Here is a 19845-nt window from a genome sequence, read left to right as displayed (position 1 = left end):
GCTTTCTGTCCCCTCTGAGTTTTGTCGCCCGTCGGCAAGTCCCCATTTCAATTAGGAGAAATACGCATGGCAATGACCGCCGCAGAAGTCTTGAAAATGGCAAAAGACAACGAAGTCAAATTCGTTGATTTCCGCTTCGCCGACACCCGTGGTAAAGAACAGCACGTGACCGTGCCGATTTCCCACTTCGACCTCGACAAGTTTGAGTCGGGCCACGCTTTCGACGGTTCGTCGATCGCCGGCTGGAAGGGCATTGAAGCGTCGGACATGCTGCTGATGCCGGATCCAAACACCGCGAACATTGACCCGTTCATGGAAGAAACCACCCTGTTCATGCAGTGCGACGTGATCGAACCGTCGGACGGCAAGGGCTACGACCGTGATCCACGCTCGATCGCCAAGCGCGCCGAAGCCTACCTGAAGTCGACCGGCATTGGCGACACCGCCTTCTTCGGTCCGGAACCAGAATTCTTCATCTTCGACAGCGTGCGCTGGAAGATCGACATGTCGGGCTGCTTCGTCAAGATCGATTCGGATGAATCGTCGTGGGCCACCGATGCCAAGACCGAAGGCGGCAACAGCGGCCACCGTCCAACCGTCAAGGGCGGCTACTTCCCAGTGCCACCAGTTGATTCGTTCCAGGACATGCGTTCGGAAATGTGCCTGATCCTGGAAGCCATGGGCATTCCAGTTGAAGTGCACCACCACGAAGTTGCTGGCGCTGGCCAGAACGAAATCGGCACCAAGTTCTCGACCCTGGTTGAGCGCGCCGACTGGACCCAGAACCTGAAGTACGTGGTCTGGAACGTGGCCCACAGCTACGGCAAGACCGCCACCTTCATGCCAAAACCAATCGTTGGCGACAACGGTTCGGGCATGCACGTGCACCAGTCGATCTGGAAAGACGGCAAGAACCTGTTCGCTGGCGACGGCTATGCCGGTCTGTCGGACGACGCGCTGTACTACATCGGCGGCATCATCAAGCACGCCAAGGCGCTGAATGCGATCACCAACCCAGGCACCAACTCGTACAAGCGTCTGGTGCCAGGCTTTGAAGCCCCGGTCAAGCTGGCGTACTCGGCACGTAACCGTTCGGCTTCGATCCGTATTCCGCACGTGGCCAATCCAAAAGGCCGCCGCATTGAAACCCGTTTCCCGGATCCACTGGCCAACGTGTACCTGTGCTTCGCCTCGCTGCTGATGGCGGGTCTGGACGGTATCGCCAACAAGATTCACCCGGGCGAAGCCGCTTCCAAAGATCTGTACCACCTACCGCCGGAAGAAGACAAGCTGATCCCAACGGTGTGCTCGTCGCTCGAAGAAGCGCTCGAAGCGCTGGACAAGGACCGCGAGTTCCTGACCCGTGGCGGCGTGTTCTCCGATTCGATGATCGATGCCTACATCGAACTGAAGATGCAGGACGTGCAGCGCATGCGCATGACCACGCACCCTGCTGAATTTGACATGTACTACTCGCTGTAATTGCAATGCTGTCAGCACCTGATGTCGACCTGACATCGGGCTGTTGGCGTAAAATGTAAGGACGGTGTAAAAAACGCGAGGAGCGCTACGGCTTTCCTCGCGTTTTGCTTTGTTTGTTGTATATTCGGGTTGAACCAATTTTTCGCACGGGCAACCGTGAACTACGACCATGGAGATGAATCTGACAACCCCACGTTCCATTCTGCGCCGCTTCGCGCCGGGGCTTGCCATGCTGGGCGCGCTGCTGGTCCAGCTGCCGGCCCAGGCCCAGGGTATCTATTTGTGCACTGACGCCGAAGGGCGCCGGGTGCTGACCGATTCGTACAAGAACGGCTGCAAGACACTCGACATCAGCAACAACGTCGGCACGCCGATTCCAGCGCCACGCAAGGGCGGCGCCCGGGCACCGAGCCCGCCGCCAACCACGCCGGCCGCCTTTCCCAAGGTGAACGATGCCGAGCAAAAGGCGCGTGACTCCGACCGGCGCGGCATTCTCGAGGAAGAACTGCGTACCGAGAAGAAGAAGCTGGCCGAGATGAAGAAGGAATTCAACAATGGCGAGCCTGAGCGTCAGGGTAACGAGCGCAACTATGCCAAGTACCAGGAACGCGTCGAGCAGATGAAGGACAGCATCAACCGCGCCGAGAAAAACATCGAGGCGCTCGAGCGCGAAATCGCGAACATCAAATGAGTGGTGCGCCCGGCTTTGCGCAGTACGCGCCGGAGTCGCTGGGCGCCCTCGATTTGCTGGCCTCGGCCGTGCTGCTGGTCGATCCGACCGGCATGATTACCTGGGCCAATGCGGCAGCCGAACATTTGCTCGACAGTTCGCTCAAGGCCTTGCAGCGGCAGCAGCTCGATGCCCTGTTTCAAAATGCCGAAGAATTAATGAGTTTGTGCAGCCAGGCCCTGGCCCATAAGTACGCCGACCTGCGCCAGGATCTGGCGCTCGAGCGCAGCGGGCGCGAGCCGCTGCATGTGCACAGCATCGTCAGTGCCGTCGATGATGCCGGGCTGGTAATCGAGCTGCGCGAAAACGTGCAGCAGCTCAAGCTCGACCGCGAGGAGCGCATTCTCGATCAGAGCCAGGTCAACAAGGAACTGGTGCGCAATCTCGCCCACGAAATCAAGAACCCGCTGGGCGGCATCCGCGGCGCGGCCCAGCTGCTGGAGCTGGAACTGCCACCGCTGCACCTGACCCAGTTGCGCGAATACACCCAGGTCATCATCAAGGAAGCGGACCGCCTGCAAACCCTGGTTGACCGGCTGCTGGCGCCGCACCGCCGTCCGCACATCGTGGGCGACGTCAATATCCATGAAGTATGCGAGCGCGTGCGCAGCCTGATGCTGGCCGAGTTTCCGAATGGTTTGAACATCAAGCGCGATTACGACGCCTCGATTCCCGAGTTCCGGGGCGACAAGGAACAGCTGATTCAAACGGTACTCAACATTGCCCATAACGCGGCCCAGGCCTTGTCGGCCCAGATCGCGGCCGGTGACGCCCAGCTTATTTTCAAGACCCGGGTCGCGCGCCAGGTGACCTTGGCCAAGGTGCGCTACGGGCTGGCATTAGACTTGCATATCATCGACAATGGACCGGGGATTTCACCCCTGATCCGCGACCGCATCTTCTATCCGCTGGTATCGGGACGGGAAGGGGGGAGTGGACTGGGGCTGACGCTTGCGCAAACCTTCGTGCAACAGCACATGGGTGTGATCGAGTGCGAAAGCCGGCCTGGATTTACGGATTTCAGGATCTTGCTGCCGCTGCCATAAGCTGTGGCGGCGTCCCTGGGAGCCGGATCCCACCAATTGAAGATCCATATTGCGGGGAAGCGCGAACACATGAAACCAATCTGGATAGTCGACGACGACGCCTCCATTCGCTGGGTGCTGGAAAAAGCCCTGGCACGCGAAAACCTTGCCACCAAGAGTTTTTCAAACGTACGCGACGCCATGGCCGCGCTCGAATTCGACACCCCACAAGTGCTGGTCTCCGACATCCGCATGCCGGGCGAGTCGGGCCTGGATTTGCTGCAGACCATGAAGACCAGCTATCCAGGTCTGCCAGTCATCATCATCACTGCCTTCTCTGACCTTGATTCTGCCGTGGCCGCGTTTCAGGGCGGCGCCTTTGAATATCTGGCCAAGCCCTTCGACATCGACAAGGCTGTCGAGCTGATCCGGCGCGCGCTGGAAGAGAGCTTGCGCGAAACCAGCGTGGAATCGGGCCCCACCGACACGCCGGAAATCCTGGGCCAGGCGCCCGCGATGCAGGAAGTGTTCCGCGCCATTGGCCGCCTGTCGCAATCGAACGTGACGGTGTTGATCACGGGCGAATCGGGCACCGGCAAAGAGCTGGTGGCGCGTGCGCTGCACAAGCACAGCCCGCGTGCGCAGCAGCCCTTCATCGCGCTCAATACGGCAGCGATTCCGAAGGACTTGCTGGAATCCGAATTGTTCGGTCACGAGCGCGGCGCCTTCACGGGCGCGCAGACTACCCGCCGCGGCCGCTTCGAGCAGGCCGAGAACGGCACCTTGTTCCTCGATGAAATTGGCGACATGCCCTTCGACTTGCAGACGCGCTTGCTGCGTGTGCTGTCGGACGGCCACTTCTACCGTGTGGGCGGCCACCAGCCGATGAAGGCCAATGTGCGCGTGATCACGGCCACCCATCAGAACCTGGAACAGCGCGTGCGTGATGGCTTGTTCCGCGAAGACTTGTACCACCGTCTGAATGTGATCCGGCTGCGCCTGCCCAGTTTGCGGGAGCGGCGCGAGGATATCCCCATATTGGTGCGCCACTTCCTGGTGCAAAGCGCCAAGCAACTGGGGGTGGAGACCAAGCGCATGAGTGACTCGGCCATGCATTTCCTGTCCAGTCTGGATTTGCCGGGCAATGTGCGCCAGCTGGAAAACCTGTGCAACTGGATCACCGTGATGGCGCCAGGGCAGACGGTCGAGATCAAGGACATGCCGCTGGAATTGACGGCCGGCCAGGATGGCGGCGGCGAGACCAGCATGGCGCTGGGTGCAGCCGAGCCTGGCATGGGGGCGATTCATGCGACGGTGCCGACTGCATCGATTGCGTCCTTGAGCGCCGCTGGCGGCTGGATTGGTTTGCTGGAGTTGCAGGCGGCCAGCATGCTGTCGGCAGGGCAGTCGGAAGTGATGGATGTGCTGGGACGGCAGTTTGAATCGGCGCTGATCAAGACGGCGCTCAAGCACACGCACGGACGCAAGAACGATGCGGCAGTGCGGCTGGGCATTGGCCGCAACACCATCACGCGCAAGATTGCCGAGTTGGGTATCGACGGCGCCAAAGACGAGTAATTTAGCAATACCACCACATCGCCCTCGCGCAGGCGGGGGCCTATGCCATGTTGCCGAATCCGGACATGTGGTATAGGCCCCCGCCTGCGCGAGGGCGATGTTGTTTTACAGCGCGGCTACCGGGCCCGTAATGTGGTGTAAGCTTGCGCCTGCGTATGCAACGCGAATTTACTTTACGGAATTTTATGCTGATTAATTGTGTCGCCTACCAGGAAGGCAAGAAGCTGTCCGATATCCCTGTCGAGGCCATCAGCGACTACATTGAAAATCCCGATACCTTTGTCTGGGTGGCGCTGCGCGAACCGGCGCCGGAAGAATTGGCCGTCATGCAGCACGAGTTCGGCTTGCACGAACTGGCGGTCGAAGATGCTTCGCGCGGCAATCAGCGTCCCAAAATCGAAGAATACGGCGCATCGCTGTTTGCCGTGGTGCAGACGGTGGAACTGGAAGGCGACCAGCTCAACGTGGGCGAGGTTGATATTTTTGTCGCGCACAATTACGTGCTGTCCGTGCGCAACAACTGCAACCGCGGTTTCCTGGGCGTGCGTGCGCGCGCGGAAAACGAACCCCATTTGCTGGCCATGGGGTCCTCATTTGTGCTGTATGCGCTGATGGATGCCGTGGTTGACCGCTATTTCCCGGTGGTCGACATGTTCGAGTCGGAGTTGGAAAAGATCGAGGACCGCATCTTTATCAAGGGATCGCAGCGCGACAATATCGAGCGTCTGTACGAGCTCAAGCGCAAGGTGCTGATTCTGCGCCACGCCGTGGCGCCGTTGCTGGATGCGGTGGGCAAGCTGCACGGTGGGCGGGTGCCGGCCTTCTGCCGCGACACCCAGGATTACTTCCGCGATGTGCAGGATCATCTGTATCGCATCAATACCTCGCTCGATACCATACGCGATACGATCGGCACCGCGATTCAGGTGAACTTGTCGATGGTGGCGATTGATGAGGGCGAGGTCAACAAACGGCTGGCGGCCTGGGCTGCAATTTTCGCGGTGTTCACCGCGTTTGCCGGCGTGTGGGGGATGAATTTCGATTACATGCCGGAACTGAAGTCGCACTGGGGGTATCCGGCAGCGCTGGCGTTCATGTTCAGCTTGTGCGGGTATTTGTATTACCGGTTCCGCAAATCCGGCTGGCTATAGCCGCACCACATCGTCCTCGCGGAGGCGGGGCCCCATACCATGTCGCTGGAATCGTTGACATGGAATGGGCCCCCGCCTTCGCGAGGGCGATGTGGTGGCTATTTCGCCTTGGCCATCGACAAGGCCACCGCTTCCGCAACCTTGATCCCGTCCACCGCAGCCGACAAAATCCCGCCCGCGTAACCGGCGCCTTCACCAGCCGGGAACAAGCCGCGCGTATTCAAACTCTGCAAATCGTCATCGTTGCGTTTGATACGAATCGGTGACGAGGTGCGCGTTTCCACGCCCGTGAGCAAGGCGTCTTCCTTGTAGTAACCGCGGATCTGCTTGTCAAAGGCGGGGAAGGCTTCCTTCAGCGCCACGATGGCGTAATCCGGCAGCGAGGTGGCCAAATCCGTCAGGTGCACGGCCGGCTTGAGCGAGGGGATAACCGAGCCCAGCGCCTTGGATGCACGTCCCTTGACGAAGTCGCCCATCAACTGCCCAGGCGCATCATAGGTGCCGCCGCCCAGCGCAAACGCGCCTTCTTCCAGCTTGCGCTGGAGCGCAATGCCAGCCAGCGGATGGCCAGGATAATCGGCCGGGGTGATGCCCACCACGATGGCGCTATTGGCATTGCGCTCGTTGCGCGAATACTGGCTCATGCCGTTGGTGACCACGCGCCCCGGCTCGGACGCGGCCGAGACCACCGTGCCGCCCGGGCACATGCAGAAGCTGTAGACGGAACGGCCGTTACTGGCATGGTGCACCAGCTTGTAATCAGCCGCGCCAAGAATCTTGTTGCCCGCATTCGGACCAAAACGGCACACGTCAATCAGTGACTGCGGGTGCTCGACCCGGAAGCCCACCGAGAACGGTTTGGCTTCGATGTACACGCCACGCTCGTACAGCATTTCAAAGGTGTCGCGCGCGCTGTGACCAATGGCCATGACCACATGGCGGCTGGCAATGTGCTCGCCATTGGCCAGCGTCACGCCGCGGATCTGGCGCGCCTGGCCGCTGCCTTCGACTTCGATGTCGACCACCTTGCAGCCAAAGCGGTATTCGCCGCCCAGCGCAATGATGTTTTCGCGCATCTGCTCAACCATCTTCACCAGGCGGAAGGTGCCGATGTGCGGTTTGCTCACGTACATGATTTCTTCCGGCGCGCCTGCCTTGACGAATTCGGTCAGCACCTTGCGTCCGTAATGCTTGGGATCCTTGATCTGGCTGTACAGCTTGCCGTCCGAGAAGGTGCCGGCCCCGCCTTCACCGAACTGCACATTCGACTCCGGATTGAGTTCGCGCTTGCGCCAGAAACCGAAGGTGTCGACAGTGCGCTCGCGTACCACCTTGCCGCGTTCCAGGATCAGCGGGCGCAAGCCCATCTGCGCCAAAATCAGGGCCACAAACAGGCCGCACGGGCCGGTGCCGATCACGATCGGCCGCTCGCCCAGATCATGGCCTTGCAGCTGTTCGCCGCCAGCGACGAACTTGTAGCTGGTGTCAGGCGCGGGCATCAGGTGGGCGTCGGCCTTCATGCGGGCCAGTACGCCGACTTCGTCGACCACGTCAACGTCGAGGGCGTAGATCAGCACGATGGCGCTGCGCTTGCGCGCGTCGTAGCTGCGCTTGAACACGGTGAACCCGCGCAACTGCTCCGCATCGATGCCCAGGCGCGCCAGCACGGCATCGGTGAGGGCTTGTTCGGGATGGTCGAGCGGGAGTTTTACTTCGTTCAGTCGCAACATGGTCAGGCTTTCCGGATACAGCGCAAAGCCGCTATTTTACGTTAGCCCGTGGGGCAGCTGCCATGCCTTGTGGCTTTTGGCATGGAAAACGATTGAAACATGACTAATGTTGCCTGAATGTATTGACACGTATTGACTGGATATGGTCACATGATTTGTTGAGTATTGGTATTCGATCAATGCCAGCTCAACAACATGCTATTCGGGTGGATACCTGAAAGTGACGATCAAATAGTGGTGACAAATATAAAGGTTTTGACCCCCATGATGAATGAAACCGTATTGGCCCGTTCGCTGCGTACCATGTATGCGGGCAGTGCCGTCATTGGTCTGTCCCTGCTGGCGCTACCCGCGCTGGCGCAACAGGCTGCTGAACCCGTGATGCAGCGGGTGGAAATTACCGGCTCCTCGATCAAGCGCATTGCCGCCGAAGGTTCGCTGCCGGTGCAAACGCTCACGCGCGCGCAAATCGAACAGACTGGCGTCAACAATGTGGCTGACCTGGTTGCCGCGTTGCCGGCCATGCAAGGCTTTATTACGTCCTCGACCTCGGTCAACGGCGGCGGCGGCGGCGTGCAGACCGCCTCGGTGCATGCCATCGGTACCCAGTACACGCTGGTGCTGCTCAATGGCCGCCGCATGGCGCCTTACGGCACCGGCAGCGCGGTCAACCTGGCCAGCATTCCGCTGGCTGCGGTGGAGCGGGTGGAAATTCTGACCGACGGCGCATCGACCCTGTATGGCTCGGACGCGATTGCCGGCGTGGTCAACTTCATTCTCAAGAAAAACCAGCGCGACTTCAATATCGAAGCGACCGCAAATATTCCCCAGGAAAAAGGTGGCAAGAGCAGCAACTTTGCCATTTCCAAAGGCTGGGGCGATCTTGATACCGACCGTTACAACGTGCTGGTGGCTTACAGCCACGACCAGCAAAAGGCCCTGAATGCGAACCAGCGCGAATTCGCGAAAACGGGCGCGCGCAAGTTCAACCACAACGGCAAAGAATTTGCGACCTGGCAAACCAGTATCAATTCCACCCCTGCCAACGTGGAAGCGATTACGCAGGTCGGCGGCGTGGATAACCAGGACGAGGTGCTCAACCACGATCTGACCACCACCGGCAAATGCTCGTCGCCGAACACCTTCTCGCGTGGCAATGCCTGCCGCTTCGACTATGCTTCCACCGTGCAGTTGCTGCCTGAACTCAAGCGCGACAGCATTTTCAGCTCCGCGACCATGAAGCTGAGCGATGACACCACCGTGTTTGCCGAGATGGTGCTGTCCAAGTTCAGCAACCAGGCGCGCTACGCGCCAGCGGCCCAGCCATTGACGGTGTTCTCGACCGACAAGGAGACCGGTGTGCGCACCACCAACGCCAACTACATCGGCGCCTACAATTCGACCATCGCTCCTTTGCTGAGCACGGTTGGCATTGTGCCGGCCGATGTCAGCGACGCCTATCTGTACTATCGCGGCGTCGATGCGGGCGGACGCGAAGACAAGTACAAGACCGACGCCGTACACGTGGTGCTGGGCATGCAGACCCGGCTGGGCGGCTGGGACATGAATGCGGCCTACACCCATTCGCAGAACAAGCAGACCGACCTGGCCGTGTCCGGCTACATGAGTGGCGACAAGTTCGAAGAACTGGTGCGCACCGGCGCGTACAATCCATTCCGCCTGCAAACGGGCGCCGCCGCCATCCTGGCGCCGGCCGTGCTGCATGATGTGCTGCAAACGACACGCTCGAAAATCGATGTCGTCAATGCCAGCGCCTCGCGTGAAGCGTTCTCGCTGCCAGGCGGCAGCGCCATGCTGGGTGTGGGCGCCGACTTCACGCGCCAGGACTTCAAGGACGATCCGGCGCGCATCCTGATCGGCCCCGGCCCCGGCAACCCGGGCTGGACCGACGTGATCATCGGCGGCGGCACCGGTTCGCAAGCGCTGGACGCCTCGCGCAACAACTGGGGTGCGTTCTCCGAATTGCTGATGCCAATCAGCAAAACTCTGGAATCCACGGCAGCCGTGCGTTACGACAGCTATGACGCGGTGGACAAGAAGAACATCAGCTACGACATCAAGGGCGTGCCTAGCCCTGCTGGTTCGGTGGGCAATTCCAGCTCGAAGGCGACCTACAAGCTGGCCGCGCGCTGGACCCCGGTGCAAACGCTGCTGGTGCGCGGTTCCTACGGTACCGGCTTCAAGGCGCCGACCATGAACCAGATCGCCGATCCGCTGAAGAATGGTGGCTCGTCGAACTTCTTCCCCTGTCCGACCTTCGCCCCTGGCGACCCGCGCCTGACGCTGTGCCGCGGTTCAGCCGAGTATGGCCTGCTGACCAGTGGCAATGCCCTGACGGGCGACGCCGGCCTCAAGCCGGAAACCTCCAAGCAAGCCACCATTGGCTTCCGCGTGGAGCCGGTGCCAAGCGTGTCGTTCGGGCTGGACATGTGGGACGTGAAGCTGAAAAATCAGATCCAGTTCCTGTCGCAAAGCCTGCTGTTCGGCCGCCAGGATCTGGCTGACAAGTACATGCGCTCCTACTACGATCCGATCCAGAAATCGAATGTGCTGGTGGCCGAGCAGAATCCGCTCAACCTGGCCAACTCGCACTACCGCGGCCTGGACTGGGATACCACCTGGCGCGTGGGCCAGACCCCGATTGGCGCACTGGCAGTGAACTGGACCGGCACTTACATGCTCAAGGCCGAGCAGTCGGTCCCGGGCGCCACCGCGAACGTGCTGGAAACGGAACGCAGCATTGGCCGCTTCGACTCGTACAACAATGTGACCTTCCGTGTGATTTCGCGCGTGGTATTCACGCTCAAGGGCGAAAAAACGCTGCATTCGCTCACCACCAACTACCGTTCCGGTTACCACGATCAGCCGTTCGAGGTGTCGGACCAGGCGGTGCGCGCGGTCAATCCAGACGGCACCATTGGCGCCGTGGTGGCCATGACCGACCATGACGTCAAACGTTACGTGACGCTGGACTACCAGCTCAAGGCCAACCTGGTGCCCAACCTGACCCTGACAGGCGGCATCAAGAACCTGCTCGACAAGGATCCACCCCTGTCGATCCGCAACGCCGGCGGCGGCAACCAGGTCGGTTACGACGGGCGCTACACCGACCCGCTGGGCCGCACCTTCTACCTGACTGCCAACTACAAGTTCTAAGCACCCGCTGTGCCACAAAAAACCCGCTTCGGCGGGTTTTTTCGTTGACCGCGCGGCAGGTGGCGGAGATACTGACGGCCTCATGCTTTGGCAAGGATCCCCTATGGAACAAGCACTGGACGAGCGGCGCGCGGTCTGGACCCGCTATTGGTCGCAGGGCGCCACCCATTCTTGCGGCGGCAGCTTTGGCAGCCGCTATGAAGGCGCGCTGGCGCAATTCTGGCGCGGCGCTTTTGCCACGCTGGCGCCCGGCGCACGCGTGCTCGACATTGCCACCGGCAATGGCGCACTGCCGCAGTTGCTGGTTGACTTTGATCCGCAAGGGCAGATTGCCTGCGACGCCATTGACCTGGCCACGCTGGCGCCGGCCTGGTTCGATGCGCTGCCGCCGGCACGGCGCGCGCAGCTGCGCTTTCACGGCCAGCAGGCCGCCGAAGCGCTGCCATTTGCCGACGCCAGTGTTGACATGGTGATCAGCCAGTACGGGCTCGAATACACCGACCTGGCGCGCACGGTGCCGGAATTGCTGCGTGTGTGCAAGCCGGATGGGCAGGTGCGCCTGGTGTGCCACCATGCCGAGGCGCGGCCAGTGCAACTGGCCCATACCGAACTGGCCCACCTCGATTGGCTGACCGCGCCCGAAGGCATGCTTGACACCGCCCTGGGGATGATCGGGCCGGTGGCGCGCGCCGCCACCGAGCAGGGACGGGCGGCGCTGGCGCAGGATACGGCAGCGCAGGCAGTGCGCGAGCGTTTCAATACTCTGCAAGATGCACTGGCAGCGCAAGCGGCAGGCAGCAATTGTCCGGACGTGCTGGTGGAAGTACGGCAGGCGCTGGCGACCATTCTGAACATGGCCATGCGCGACGGCGCTGCCAGTGCGCAAGCGGCGCTGGCGGCACTGCGCGCGCAGCTGGCCGACGCCGCCCTGCGCTTGGCGGAATTGCGTGATTACGCGCTCGATGCGGACGCTGCGGCGCAGTTGGGACGCACGCTGGCGGGCGCCGAGGGCACGCTGGCGCTGGCGCCCATCCTGGAGCAGGACGTGCTGATGGGCTGGGCCATCAGCGTGCAGCGCGCGGCGGCGCACACCTGAACCCAGGTGCACGCCGCAGCGCGGCCTAGCCTTACGCCGGGACCGGCGTGGCGCCGCGCAATTGCTGCGCGATCTTGCCCAAGTCTTCCAGCGGGAAGTTTTCGTAGGTGGCAATGGTCTCGGTCAGGTGGCGCGTGGCCACCCGCTCGGCCGCCGTCAGATGCGGATTCCAGCAATCCATCAACAGCACCACGCGCGTATGCTGCGACTTGTTCCACGCTTCGTGCTTGAAGGTGTCGTCAAACATCACCAGCTCGCGCTCTTTCCACACATGCGGGTCGGCGCCGTGCACATGCAGCGCGCAGTCGGCTGGCACCAGCAAGGGCAGGTGCATCACCAGGCGCGTGTTGGTCACGCCGTGGTGCGGCATGATGTGGGTGCCGGGCTGCAGGATCGAGTAGCAGATCTCGGGCGCCTGGCCTTCCACCTCGCACAGCTCGATACTCTTGAGCACGCTGGAAGTGGCGGGACAGCGCAGATGGTTGGCATCGTTGCGCTGGCCGTGGCGGTAGAAAAAGAACGCATCCCAGGACGGATTGCTGCCGTCCCCGCCCAGGTAACCGGCCTTGCTCTGGCCAGGCTGGAAGGACAGGAAGTTTTCCACGCCCTCGTTCTGGCCCAGCACGGCCAGCGCTTCGGCGCGGATGGCATCGTAGCCCTGGTCGAGTTGCCTGGCCCAGGGGTGCAGATAAGGATCGTGGTATGGACCCTCGGGCAGGCCGGGGAAGAACAGGAACTTGGGACGCTGGTGCACACTGGCCGGGCCGTCGTTGACCTGGCCCAGGTAGGCGGCAATGGCGTGCTCCACGCGCGTGATGGCACTGGCGCCGAGTTGCTCGCGCATGCGGGCAAAGGCTTGGCCGAGGCGGGCAAACTTTTCCTCGTTGATGCTGGCAATCAGTTGCTCGATCACGGGACGGAGGGGCTCGGGGGTGGTTTCCATGTTCACCATCAAGCCCAGCGACTGACCGCGGGTGATGCCCTCGTAGCGCGCCGTGGCTGCCAGCGCAGGCAAGCCGCCCAGCTGCAGCACGTCGCCCAGCATCACCCAGCCCAGCACGCTCAGGGGCAGCTCGGCCAGCAGGCGCGCCAGCGTCTCGACCGCGTCACCGAGTTTGCCCGCTTCGAGCTGGGCCTGGGCGATATTGATGGCCAGCGCTTCGCTGCGCGGCGCCTGGGCCTGGGCGCTGGCCAGGCAAGCGCGGGCCCGGTCGTCATCGCCGCGCTGCTCCGCCAGGTCGGCCAGCAGCATCCACGCTTCCACACAGTCGGGATACTTGGCCACCAGCGGACGCAGGATTGCCTCGGCAGAGATCGCCTGCGATTCCGCCATCAGGGCGCGCGCCTTGCTGATTACTTCGGCCACCGTCGGTGGCACGGTCAGGATAGGGCCAGATTTCACTTGCGCGCCTTCATTTCTTTCTTGATTTCCGCCTCGTCGGTGTCGATGAAGCGGCGGTTGGCGCATTCGGCGTGCCACTTGTCACGCGCGTCGCTCAGGCGGTCTTGCTCGTCGGCCAGCGCATCATTGTTCTTGTTCCACTCTTCGGCCGCACGCCCGCCGTTCGCGATTTTTTCATTGGCGGCCGCCACCGATGCTTCATAGGCGGTCACCTTCAGCGCGCGGTCGGCCACCAGTTTTTCATCCTTGGCCTTGAGCGCATAGCGCTCATCCTTGAGTACCTGGCGGCGGCGGTCGGCATTGCGCATATCCTTCGAATTCTTTTCGAAATCGGCCATCCGCTCGTTCCAGCTGGCAACGGCTTCGCTGTTTTCCTTGACCAGGGCGTCGGCGGCCCGGACTTCGGCCAGTTTGACTTCGACCTCGGCCTTGGCTGCGGCCACGCCGGTTTCCGGCGACTGGGCCAGCAGTGCTTTTTTCTTCAGGCTTTCCTCGTTGCGCTTTTCCAGGTCGGCCGCGCGTGCCAGGTTGTCTTCGCGCAGCAGCATGCAAGCGCGCAGCTCTTCCTTGGTCTGCAGCTTGTCCTTGCCTGCCTTGGCGCTCTTGGCAGCAGGCTTGGCGCTCTGGGCCAGGGTGACGCTGGCGGTCGTCGATAATGCCGCTGCGATCAGCACGGCGCTCAGGCGATGGAGGGTTGTCTTCATTGTTATTCGTCCTTGTTCAAACGGAAGTGGTGGGACAGGCCCGCCAGGGATCGCCCGGCGGGACCGCGGTACGGCTATTTCAAGTTCTTGGCGAGGAAATTTTCCACGCGCGTCCAGAAGTCTACATTGTTTTTGACCAGCATCCAGCCATGGCCTTCACCTGGGTAGGTGACCCATTCAACATTGGTGTTGCCGGCTCGCTTGAGCGCGTCCCGCATTTTGGTGCCGTGCGGCATGGGTACGCGCGTATCTTCCTCGCCATACGCCATTAACACTGGCTGCTTGATGCGGGCTGCCTGCTGCAGCGGCGAGGTGGCACGCAGCTGGGCGGCATCCTTGTCGGGGTCGCCAATCATGCGCGGCATGCTGTATTGCATCCATTTGTCGCCCATGAAATCGCTCCAGCCGATGTCGTACATCAGGCCGATATCGGTGACGCCCACCCAGTTGATGCCCGCCTTGTACAGTGCCGGCTCCTTGACCAGGCCCATCATGGTGGCGTAGCCGCCGTAGCTGGCGCCGGCAATCGCAATCCGCCTGGCATCGGCCAGGCCGGTGCTGATGGCCCATTGGGTGGCGTCGGTAATGTCATCTTGCATGGCCAGGCCCCACTGGCGCCAGCCGGCCTTGAACAGGGTATCGCCGTAGCCGGTACTGCCACGATATTCGGGTTGAATCACCAGATAGCCGCGCGAAGCGAGGAACTGGGTATCGGGGGCAAATCCCCACGCTTCGCCGCGCACGTAGGGGCCGCCATGCACCAGCACCACCGTGGGGAAGGGGCCCTTGCCCTGAGGGCGCGTGATCAGGGCGGGAAACTCCAGGCCGTCGCGCGCCTTGATGCGCACGAAATCCTGTTCGGCCATGCGGGCCGAGTCGAGCCAGGGACGGCTGGAGGCAATCAGCGTCAGTTTGCCGCTGGCGCGCTCATACAGGAAGTAGACCGGACTCTGGCGGTCGGAGCTGGCGTTCACCACCACGTGCTTGGTGGTGACGCAGCGGTTGCAGCTGAGAACGTTGACGGTGCCGGGCAACAGCTTGTCGACCGCTTCCTGGTCGGCCTTCATGCGCGGGTCGAACCAGACCGCGCCGCTGGCATCGCTGCGGTAGGTCACCCCCAGCGTCTTGCCGCTGTCGGGGTCGATGTGCAGATTGCCTTCAAAGTCGAAGCCCTTCAGGCTGAGCAGGGGCTTGTCGCTGATCTTGCCGGTCTGCGGGGCATAGCGAAACAGGGCGGCAGTGCGCGCGCCGGCGCTGCTGGCCGGGTCGATGGCGGTGACGTACAGTTGCCCGTCAGCGTCAATGGCAAGCGGGGAAAACGCCGTGCTGTCCGGCGTGACGGCGTCGTAGCTGGCCAGTTTTTTCCACTGGTTGGTGGCGGGGTCGCGCCAGTGCACCATCACCCCGCTCTTGCTGTCGTTGCTGACGGTCACGCGCGGCTGGCGCTGGCGGTCCAGCAGCCAGCTGCGCACGCCATCGGGGGCGCCCACTGGCGTGAACGTCTTGCTGGTGCGCGTTCTGGTGTTCAGGCGCAGCAGGGTGCTGTCTGGTGGCGCATCGTCGGACACCCATTCGTAGTGCTGCACGATGACGTCGTCGGAGCCATCATTGAAGACGCCGTAAAACGTGTTGCGGTCGCCCGGCAGAATGTCGCGCTCGGCGCCTTGGCCGAGCTGGCGTTCGCTGCGGCGGGTGATCAGCTTGACGAAGCCGCTGCCGTCGACATTGACGGCAAACAGGCCGTTGGCCAGCTGCTCGCCGCCTTCGACTTGCAAATCAGTGGCGTCAAACCACAGACGCTCGTCATTGATCCAGCCAAAGCTGGCCACATCGGCGTCGTCAAAGCGGGCAATCCCGACAAAACGGGTGGGAGTGGCGACGTCGGCGATGGCCAGCGCATAGCGGCCGTTTTCGCTCGGGATCAGCAGCGCCAGCTTGGTGCCGGAGGGCGACAGACGCGGTCCGGATGCGGCCGCGTGGCGGAAAAAGTCCTGCACGGGAATCGGTGCGGGGGCTGCGTGCAGCGGCTGGCCCAGCATGAGCGCAAGGACAGCAAGCAGGCGCAGGGCAGGGCGCAAGACGGAAATGGGCGGCATGGGAGGTCTTGGCAAAGTGGGAGGGACAAGAAAAAAGCCGCAGCGAAAACATCGCTGCGGCTCGATCAAACAGGGGTGCGCCAGGCGTGCCCCTTCAGGTCATCACACCCGATTTAGAACTTCTGTTCCAGACGGAAGTAAGCCTGACGGCCGTACGCATCGTACAGGTCGTAGTTGAAAGGCTTCGAGGTGTTCGACACCAGTTGTGGCTGCTTGTTGAAGGCGTTCACCAGACCAACGCTCAGCTTCATGCCCTTGATGAAACCTGGGGACACGGTTGCTTGCAGATCGTGGGTGGTGTAGGTCGACACATACAGGTCTTCCTTGTCGCCGTTTTTGCCGATTGCATTCACGTTCCATGCAACGTCAACCATGCCCAGGCCCCAGCTGTTGTTCAGCGAGACGCGGTTCTTCGGCGAACCGAAGGTGCCATTGTTTTCGGTGCCGTTCACTTCCGACTTGAACGCGTGCGACCAGGTCAGATCATGCTTGAACTTACCAGCGTTGGCGTACTTGTGGGTGAAGGTCGCGCCGACGTCCACGCCCGAATACTTGAGCAAGCCTTCGTTGGTCGAACCAGCGACGATCTTCAAGATAGCGCCGGTGGCTGGATCACGGGTGATCGACAGGCCGTTCGGGATTGGGTTGGCAACGTCGCCGTTGTCACGGTCAACGATTTCCTGCGCGCTAACGAAGGAGATCACGTCGGTGATTTCGGTGTTCCAGTAGTCAGCCTTGACGGTGAACGACTGGTTCACGTCGAATGCGCCACCGAAGCTGAACTGCTTCGATTTTTCCGAGCCCAGGTTCGGGTTCGAAATACGCAGAGCCTGGATCTGGAATGCCTGGCTTGCGCACTGGGCAGCAGTGAAGCCACCATCGGCCAGGCAGTGACGCAGGTCGACGATATCGTCAGCCGAGAAGGCTGGCTTGGCGGTGATGTCCGGCAGGGTTGGAGCGCGGAAGCCGCGGCCCACCGATGCGCGCAGGGTCAGAGCACGGGTAGGTGCCCAACGCAGCGATGCTTTTGGCGAGAAGTCGTTGCCGTAGTCCGAGTATTTCTCGAAACGTGCAGCCAAGTTCGCTTCCAGGGTCTTGGTGATTGGGAACAGCCACTCGACCGATGCTGCGTCAACCTTGCGGCTGCCGCCTGCCGAGCTACCCGACGAACCGAGCACTTCGCCAGCTTCCGACAGCGAGTCGTACAAGTCCGAGTACACTTCCTTGCGGTGTTCCAGCGAGGCGTAGATACGGCTCATGCCGCCAGCCATCGAGAACACGTCGTGGGTTGCGCTTGCGTAGAATTCGGTCGACTGGAACAGCGAATCACGGCCAGTGGTGGTGGTGATCGATTTCAGGACGGTGTCCGAGTTCAGGAACGGATCATCGGTACGGTACACGCCATTGTTGATGGCGGTCGTTGCCAGACCTTTGACGACGAAGCCACGGCCGGTTTCCACCAGGTGCGACTTGGTCTTGCGAACGCCAGCGTCGATGTCGAAGCCGCCTGCGGTGCCTTGCACGCCCAGGGACATGTCGAGCAGGTTGCCGTCGGTCGAGGTGTCGCGGTTGCCGGCAGCGGCAAAGCGGTGCGCCAGGAACACGCGCTGACCTGGGGTGGTCGAGGTGTTGCCTGGTGCGTTGGCTTGCACTTCGATGTAATCCGGTACTGGAGCGTAGCGGCCGAACGAGGTGTTGTTGGTGTTCGACATCGTCACGTACGCGTTGAAATCAGCGCCGATCTTGTATTCGCCACGAGCGTAGATCGAGGTCGCGCCAGTTGCAGCTTCGTCAGCGGCAACCAGGTTGAAGTCGTAACGGCAGCGGGTCTGGCCAGCTGGGATGTAGAAGCCACGGCCTGGGTCGTTACAAGCACCGGCGTTGCCGCGGAAGCCACCCTGGGTTGCCACTGGCAGGAAACCGCCTTCGCCGTCCGAGGTCGCTGCGTACCAGGTGTTGGCAAACACGGACGCGCCTTGCGCTGCGCCCCATGGATAGTCGCGCACGAAGATGATGTCGCGCTTGGTCTTGGACATACCGGCGATGATACGGCCTTTTTCGCCGGTCATACCGATCATTGCCGACGCTTCTTCGCGATCGCCACCGTCGATGTTGGTTTTGGTGCGGCCGACCGAGTAGTACACGCCGTCGAAATCTTTACGCAGGATGATGTTGATAACACCACCGATTGCTTCAGAACCGTACACTGCCGACGCGCCGTCGGTCAGGATCTCGATGCGCTCAACGGCGGCCATCGGGATCGAGTTCATGTCAGCTGCATCGCCGCGGTTTGGTGCCTTCGCAACGCGACGGCCGTCAACCAGAACCAGGGTACGCTCCGAGCCCAGGCCGCGCAGGTTGGCGCCAGCGAAGGATTGTGCGGAGGAGCCCGATTGCGGACGTGGTTGGCCGGCGCTCGAGAAGGTCGAGTTACGGATGAATTCAGCAATCGTGACAGCGCCCGAATCTTCCAGCTGCGCACGCGTGACGACCGTAACAGGCAGAGCGCCTTCGGCGGCAGCGCGCTTGATGCGCGAACCGGTCACTTCAACCGATTGAACGGTTGTCGTATCGGCGGTTTGAGCGTAGGCGCTCATCGAGCTGATGGCAACCGCCACTGCTACGGCGATTTGTTTACGTTGATGCATGGATTCTCCAATTTTTTGGTGATGTGCCTGCTGATCTAGTCAGGCGGTAATAAACAAAATGAATGTTTAACGACCGGTGATCACGTCTTTACAACGGACTTACATGTCGTTCCTTGCTTCATGGGCGAGGCTGCGTGATCGTTTGGACCCATGCATGAGACCACTTCCGATAGCCGACTGTCAATAATGACACCGGTCAAATTCAGCAAACAAACAACACTTGTTGAGTAAACCAAATGAAATATTTCTCGCTTGCAGTTCTAGTTCTGCCATAGGGCGTTTAGCCCAGCAACGGCGGCCAGGGCGGCGGTTTCGGTGCGCAAAATGCGCGTGCCCATGCCCAGTGCCAGCGCACCGCGCGCCAGCGCAATTTCTTCTTCCTGCTCAGTAAAGCCGCCTTCTGGTCCGATCATCAGCGAAATGGCTTGTGGCGGCTGGTGTTTGGCCCAGCTGGAAAGGCTTTGCGAGGCGCGCGGCGAGAGCAAAATCCGGCGGTGTAAATCATGTTGATTTGTCCAGTCCTGGAAGGCTGCGGGGGGCGCCAGCCGGGTCAGGCGGTTGCGTCCGCACTGTTCGGCGGCGGCCACAATAATTCCTTGCCAATGCAGCATTTTTTTCTCGGCGCGCTCGGCCGAGAGGCGCACCACGCAGCGCTGGGCGGCCAGGGGCACGATGGCCGCGACCCCGAGTTCCACCGCTTTTTCCACAATCCAGTCCATTTTCGATGCCTCGGGCAAGGCCTGGGCAATCGTGATGGCGTAGGGCAGTTCCAGGTCGGCCGCCAGCACCGCTTGCACGCGCGCGCTGGCGCGCCGCTTGTCCTGCGCCACCAGCGCTGCCTGATAAGCATGGCCATCGCCATTGAACAGGGTCAGCGGATCACCGGGCTGCAGGCGCAGCACGTGCACATGGTGGGCGACCGTCTCGGGCAAGTCGACGGTGGCGCCGGCAAGCAAGGGCAGGGGGCAGTAGAAGCGCGGCATGCGGGTCCTGTGACAGAGTGGAAAAGTTGGCGAAGAACGCTGC

At 61.6% G+C, this 19845-nt stretch carries 13 protein-coding genes; 7 read left to right on the top strand and 6 right to left on the bottom strand.

The window, feature by feature from the left end; all coding sequences use genetic code 11:
* Positions 1 to 66: 66 nt before the first annotated feature.
* The 5 genes from glnA (at position 67) to corA (ending at position 5966) form a co-directional block, all read left to right on the top strand.
* Positions 67 to 1482: a type I glutamate--ammonia ligase gene (gene glnA / locus BUC24_RS17135; RefSeq protein WP_073218814.1), complete on the top strand. Its 1416-nt coding sequence runs from the start codon at positions 67 to 69 to the stop codon at positions 1480 to 1482.
* 175 nt (positions 1483 to 1657) lie between these two features.
* Positions 1658 to 2173, top strand: a complete 516-nt coding sequence (locus BUC24_RS17130; protein ID WP_229448256.1) for a DUF4124 domain-containing protein — start codon at positions 1658 to 1660, stop codon at positions 2171 to 2173.
* Positions 2170 to 3258, top strand: a complete 1089-nt coding sequence (glnL, locus tag BUC24_RS17125) for a nitrogen regulation protein NR(II) (RefSeq protein ID WP_073218811.1) — start codon at positions 2170 to 2172, stop codon at positions 3256 to 3258. Before BUC24_RS17130 ends, glnL begins: the two co-directional genes overlap by 4 nt.
* A gap of 69 nt (positions 3259 to 3327) precedes the next feature.
* On the top strand, positions 3328 to 4815 hold the full coding sequence (gene ntrC, locus BUC24_RS17120; RefSeq protein ID WP_073218808.1) for a nitrogen regulation protein NR(I): 1488 nt from the start codon (positions 3328 to 3330) through the stop codon (positions 4813 to 4815).
* A 185-nt stretch (positions 4816 to 5000) separates the two neighbouring features.
* A complete protein-coding gene (gene corA / locus BUC24_RS17115) occupies positions 5001 to 5966 on the top strand; it encodes a magnesium/cobalt transporter CorA (RefSeq protein WP_073218805.1) in 966 nt (321 codons plus the stop codon).
* Positions 5967 to 6064: 98 nt separating this feature from the next.
* Here the strand turns inward: corA and BUC24_RS17110 are convergent, their stop codons facing one another.
* Complete coding sequence (locus BUC24_RS17110; RefSeq protein ID WP_073218802.1) at positions 6065 to 7696, bottom strand: NAD(P)/FAD-dependent oxidoreductase; 1632 nt, start codon at positions 7694 to 7696, stop codon at positions 6065 to 6067.
* A 264-nt stretch (positions 7697 to 7960) separates the two neighbouring features.
* On the opposite strand from BUC24_RS17110, the gene BUC24_RS17105 reads away from it, so the two are divergent.
* A complete protein-coding gene (locus BUC24_RS17105) occupies positions 7961 to 10873 on the top strand; it encodes a TonB-dependent receptor domain-containing protein (protein ID WP_073218799.1) in 2913 nt (970 codons plus the stop codon).
* Between the two features lie 103 nt (positions 10874 to 10976).
* Positions 10977 to 11969: a class I SAM-dependent methyltransferase gene (locus BUC24_RS17100; protein ID WP_073218797.1), complete on the top strand. Its 993-nt coding sequence runs from the start codon at positions 10977 to 10979 to the stop codon at positions 11967 to 11969.
* Between the two features lie 31 nt (positions 11970 to 12000).
* On the opposite strand, the gene BUC24_RS17095 is transcribed toward BUC24_RS17100, so the two are convergent.
* From BUC24_RS17095 to BUC24_RS17075, 5 genes are all read right to left on the bottom strand, one after another.
* Positions 12001 to 13371: an aspartyl/asparaginyl beta-hydroxylase domain-containing protein gene (locus tag BUC24_RS17095; protein WP_073218794.1), complete on the bottom strand. Its 1371-nt coding sequence runs from the start codon at positions 13369 to 13371 to the stop codon at positions 12001 to 12003.
* The gene (locus BUC24_RS17090; RefSeq protein WP_073218791.1) at positions 13368 to 14075 is read right to left on the bottom strand and encodes a hypothetical protein; all 708 of its coding nucleotides are present in this window, start codon (positions 14073 to 14075) and stop codon (positions 13368 to 13370) included. The genes BUC24_RS17095 and BUC24_RS17090 overlap by 4 nt, the downstream gene beginning before the upstream one ends.
* Positions 14076 to 14149: 74 nt before the next feature.
* Positions 14150 to 16171 (bottom strand): alpha/beta hydrolase family protein, encoded by a 2022-nt coding sequence (locus BUC24_RS17085; RefSeq protein ID WP_083598967.1) that lies wholly within the window; start codon positions 16169 to 16171, stop codon positions 14150 to 14152.
* 113 nt (positions 16172 to 16284) lie between these two features.
* Positions 16285 to 18819 carry a TonB-dependent receptor domain-containing protein gene (locus BUC24_RS17080; protein ID WP_073218788.1) on the bottom strand — a complete coding sequence of 845 codons (2535 nt, stop codon included), beginning with the start codon at positions 18817 to 18819 and terminating at the stop codon, positions 16285 to 16287.
* A gap of 260 nt (positions 18820 to 19079) precedes the next feature.
* The gene (locus tag BUC24_RS17075) at positions 19080 to 19802 is read right to left on the bottom strand and encodes a 16S rRNA (uracil(1498)-N(3))-methyltransferase (protein WP_073218785.1); all 723 of its coding nucleotides are present in this window, start codon (positions 19800 to 19802) and stop codon (positions 19080 to 19082) included.
* Positions 19803 to 19845 lie beyond the last annotated feature (43 nt).

Source organism: Massilia sp. CF038, from assembly GCF_900129765.1.
Taxonomy (GTDB): Bacteria; Pseudomonadota; Gammaproteobacteria; order Burkholderiales; family Burkholderiaceae_D; genus Telluria_A.
Note: the sequence above shows the minus strand (reverse complement) of the source record. Positions and strands in the feature narration are given on the sequence as shown.

Bases quoted from the DNA above. Each gene is read 5' to 3' on its own strand.
- glnA (WP_073218814.1), top strand. From the start codon at position 67: ATGGCAATGACCGCCGCAGAAGTCTTGAAAATGGCAAAAGACAACGAA.
- BUC24_RS17130 (WP_229448256.1), top strand. From the start codon at position 1,658: ATGAATCTGACAACCCCACGTTCCATTCTGCGCCGCTTCGCGCCGGGG.
- glnL (WP_073218811.1), top strand. From the start codon at position 2,170: ATGAGTGGTGCGCCCGGCTTTGCGCAGTACGCGCCGGAGTCGCTGGGC.
- ntrC (WP_073218808.1), top strand. From the start codon at position 3,328: ATGAAACCAATCTGGATAGTCGACGACGACGCCTCCATTCGCTGGGTG.
- corA (WP_073218805.1), top strand. From the start codon at position 5,001: ATGCTGATTAATTGTGTCGCCTACCAGGAAGGCAAGAAGCTGTCCGAT.
- BUC24_RS17110 (WP_073218802.1), bottom strand. From the start codon at position 7,696: ATGTTGCGACTGAACGAAGTAAAACTCCCGCTCGACCATCCCGAACAA.
- BUC24_RS17105 (WP_073218799.1), top strand. From the start codon at position 7,961: ATGATGAATGAAACCGTATTGGCCCGTTCGCTGCGTACCATGTATGCG.
- BUC24_RS17100 (WP_073218797.1), top strand. From the start codon at position 10,977: ATGGAACAAGCACTGGACGAGCGGCGCGCGGTCTGGACCCGCTATTGG.
- BUC24_RS17090 (WP_073218791.1), bottom strand. From the start codon at position 14,075: ATGAAGACAACCCTCCATCGCCTGAGCGCCGTGCTGATCGCAGCGGCA.
- BUC24_RS17085 (WP_083598967.1), bottom strand. From the start codon at position 16,171: ATGCCGCCCATTTCCGTCTTGCGCCCTGCCCTGCGCCTGCTTGCTGTC.
- BUC24_RS17080 (WP_073218788.1), bottom strand. From the start codon at position 18,819: ATGCATCAACGTAAACAAATCGCCGTAGCAGTGGCGGTTGCCATCAGC.
- BUC24_RS17075 (WP_073218785.1), bottom strand. From the start codon at position 19,802: ATGCCGCGCTTCTACTGCCCCCTGCCCTTGCTTGCCGGCGCCACCGTC.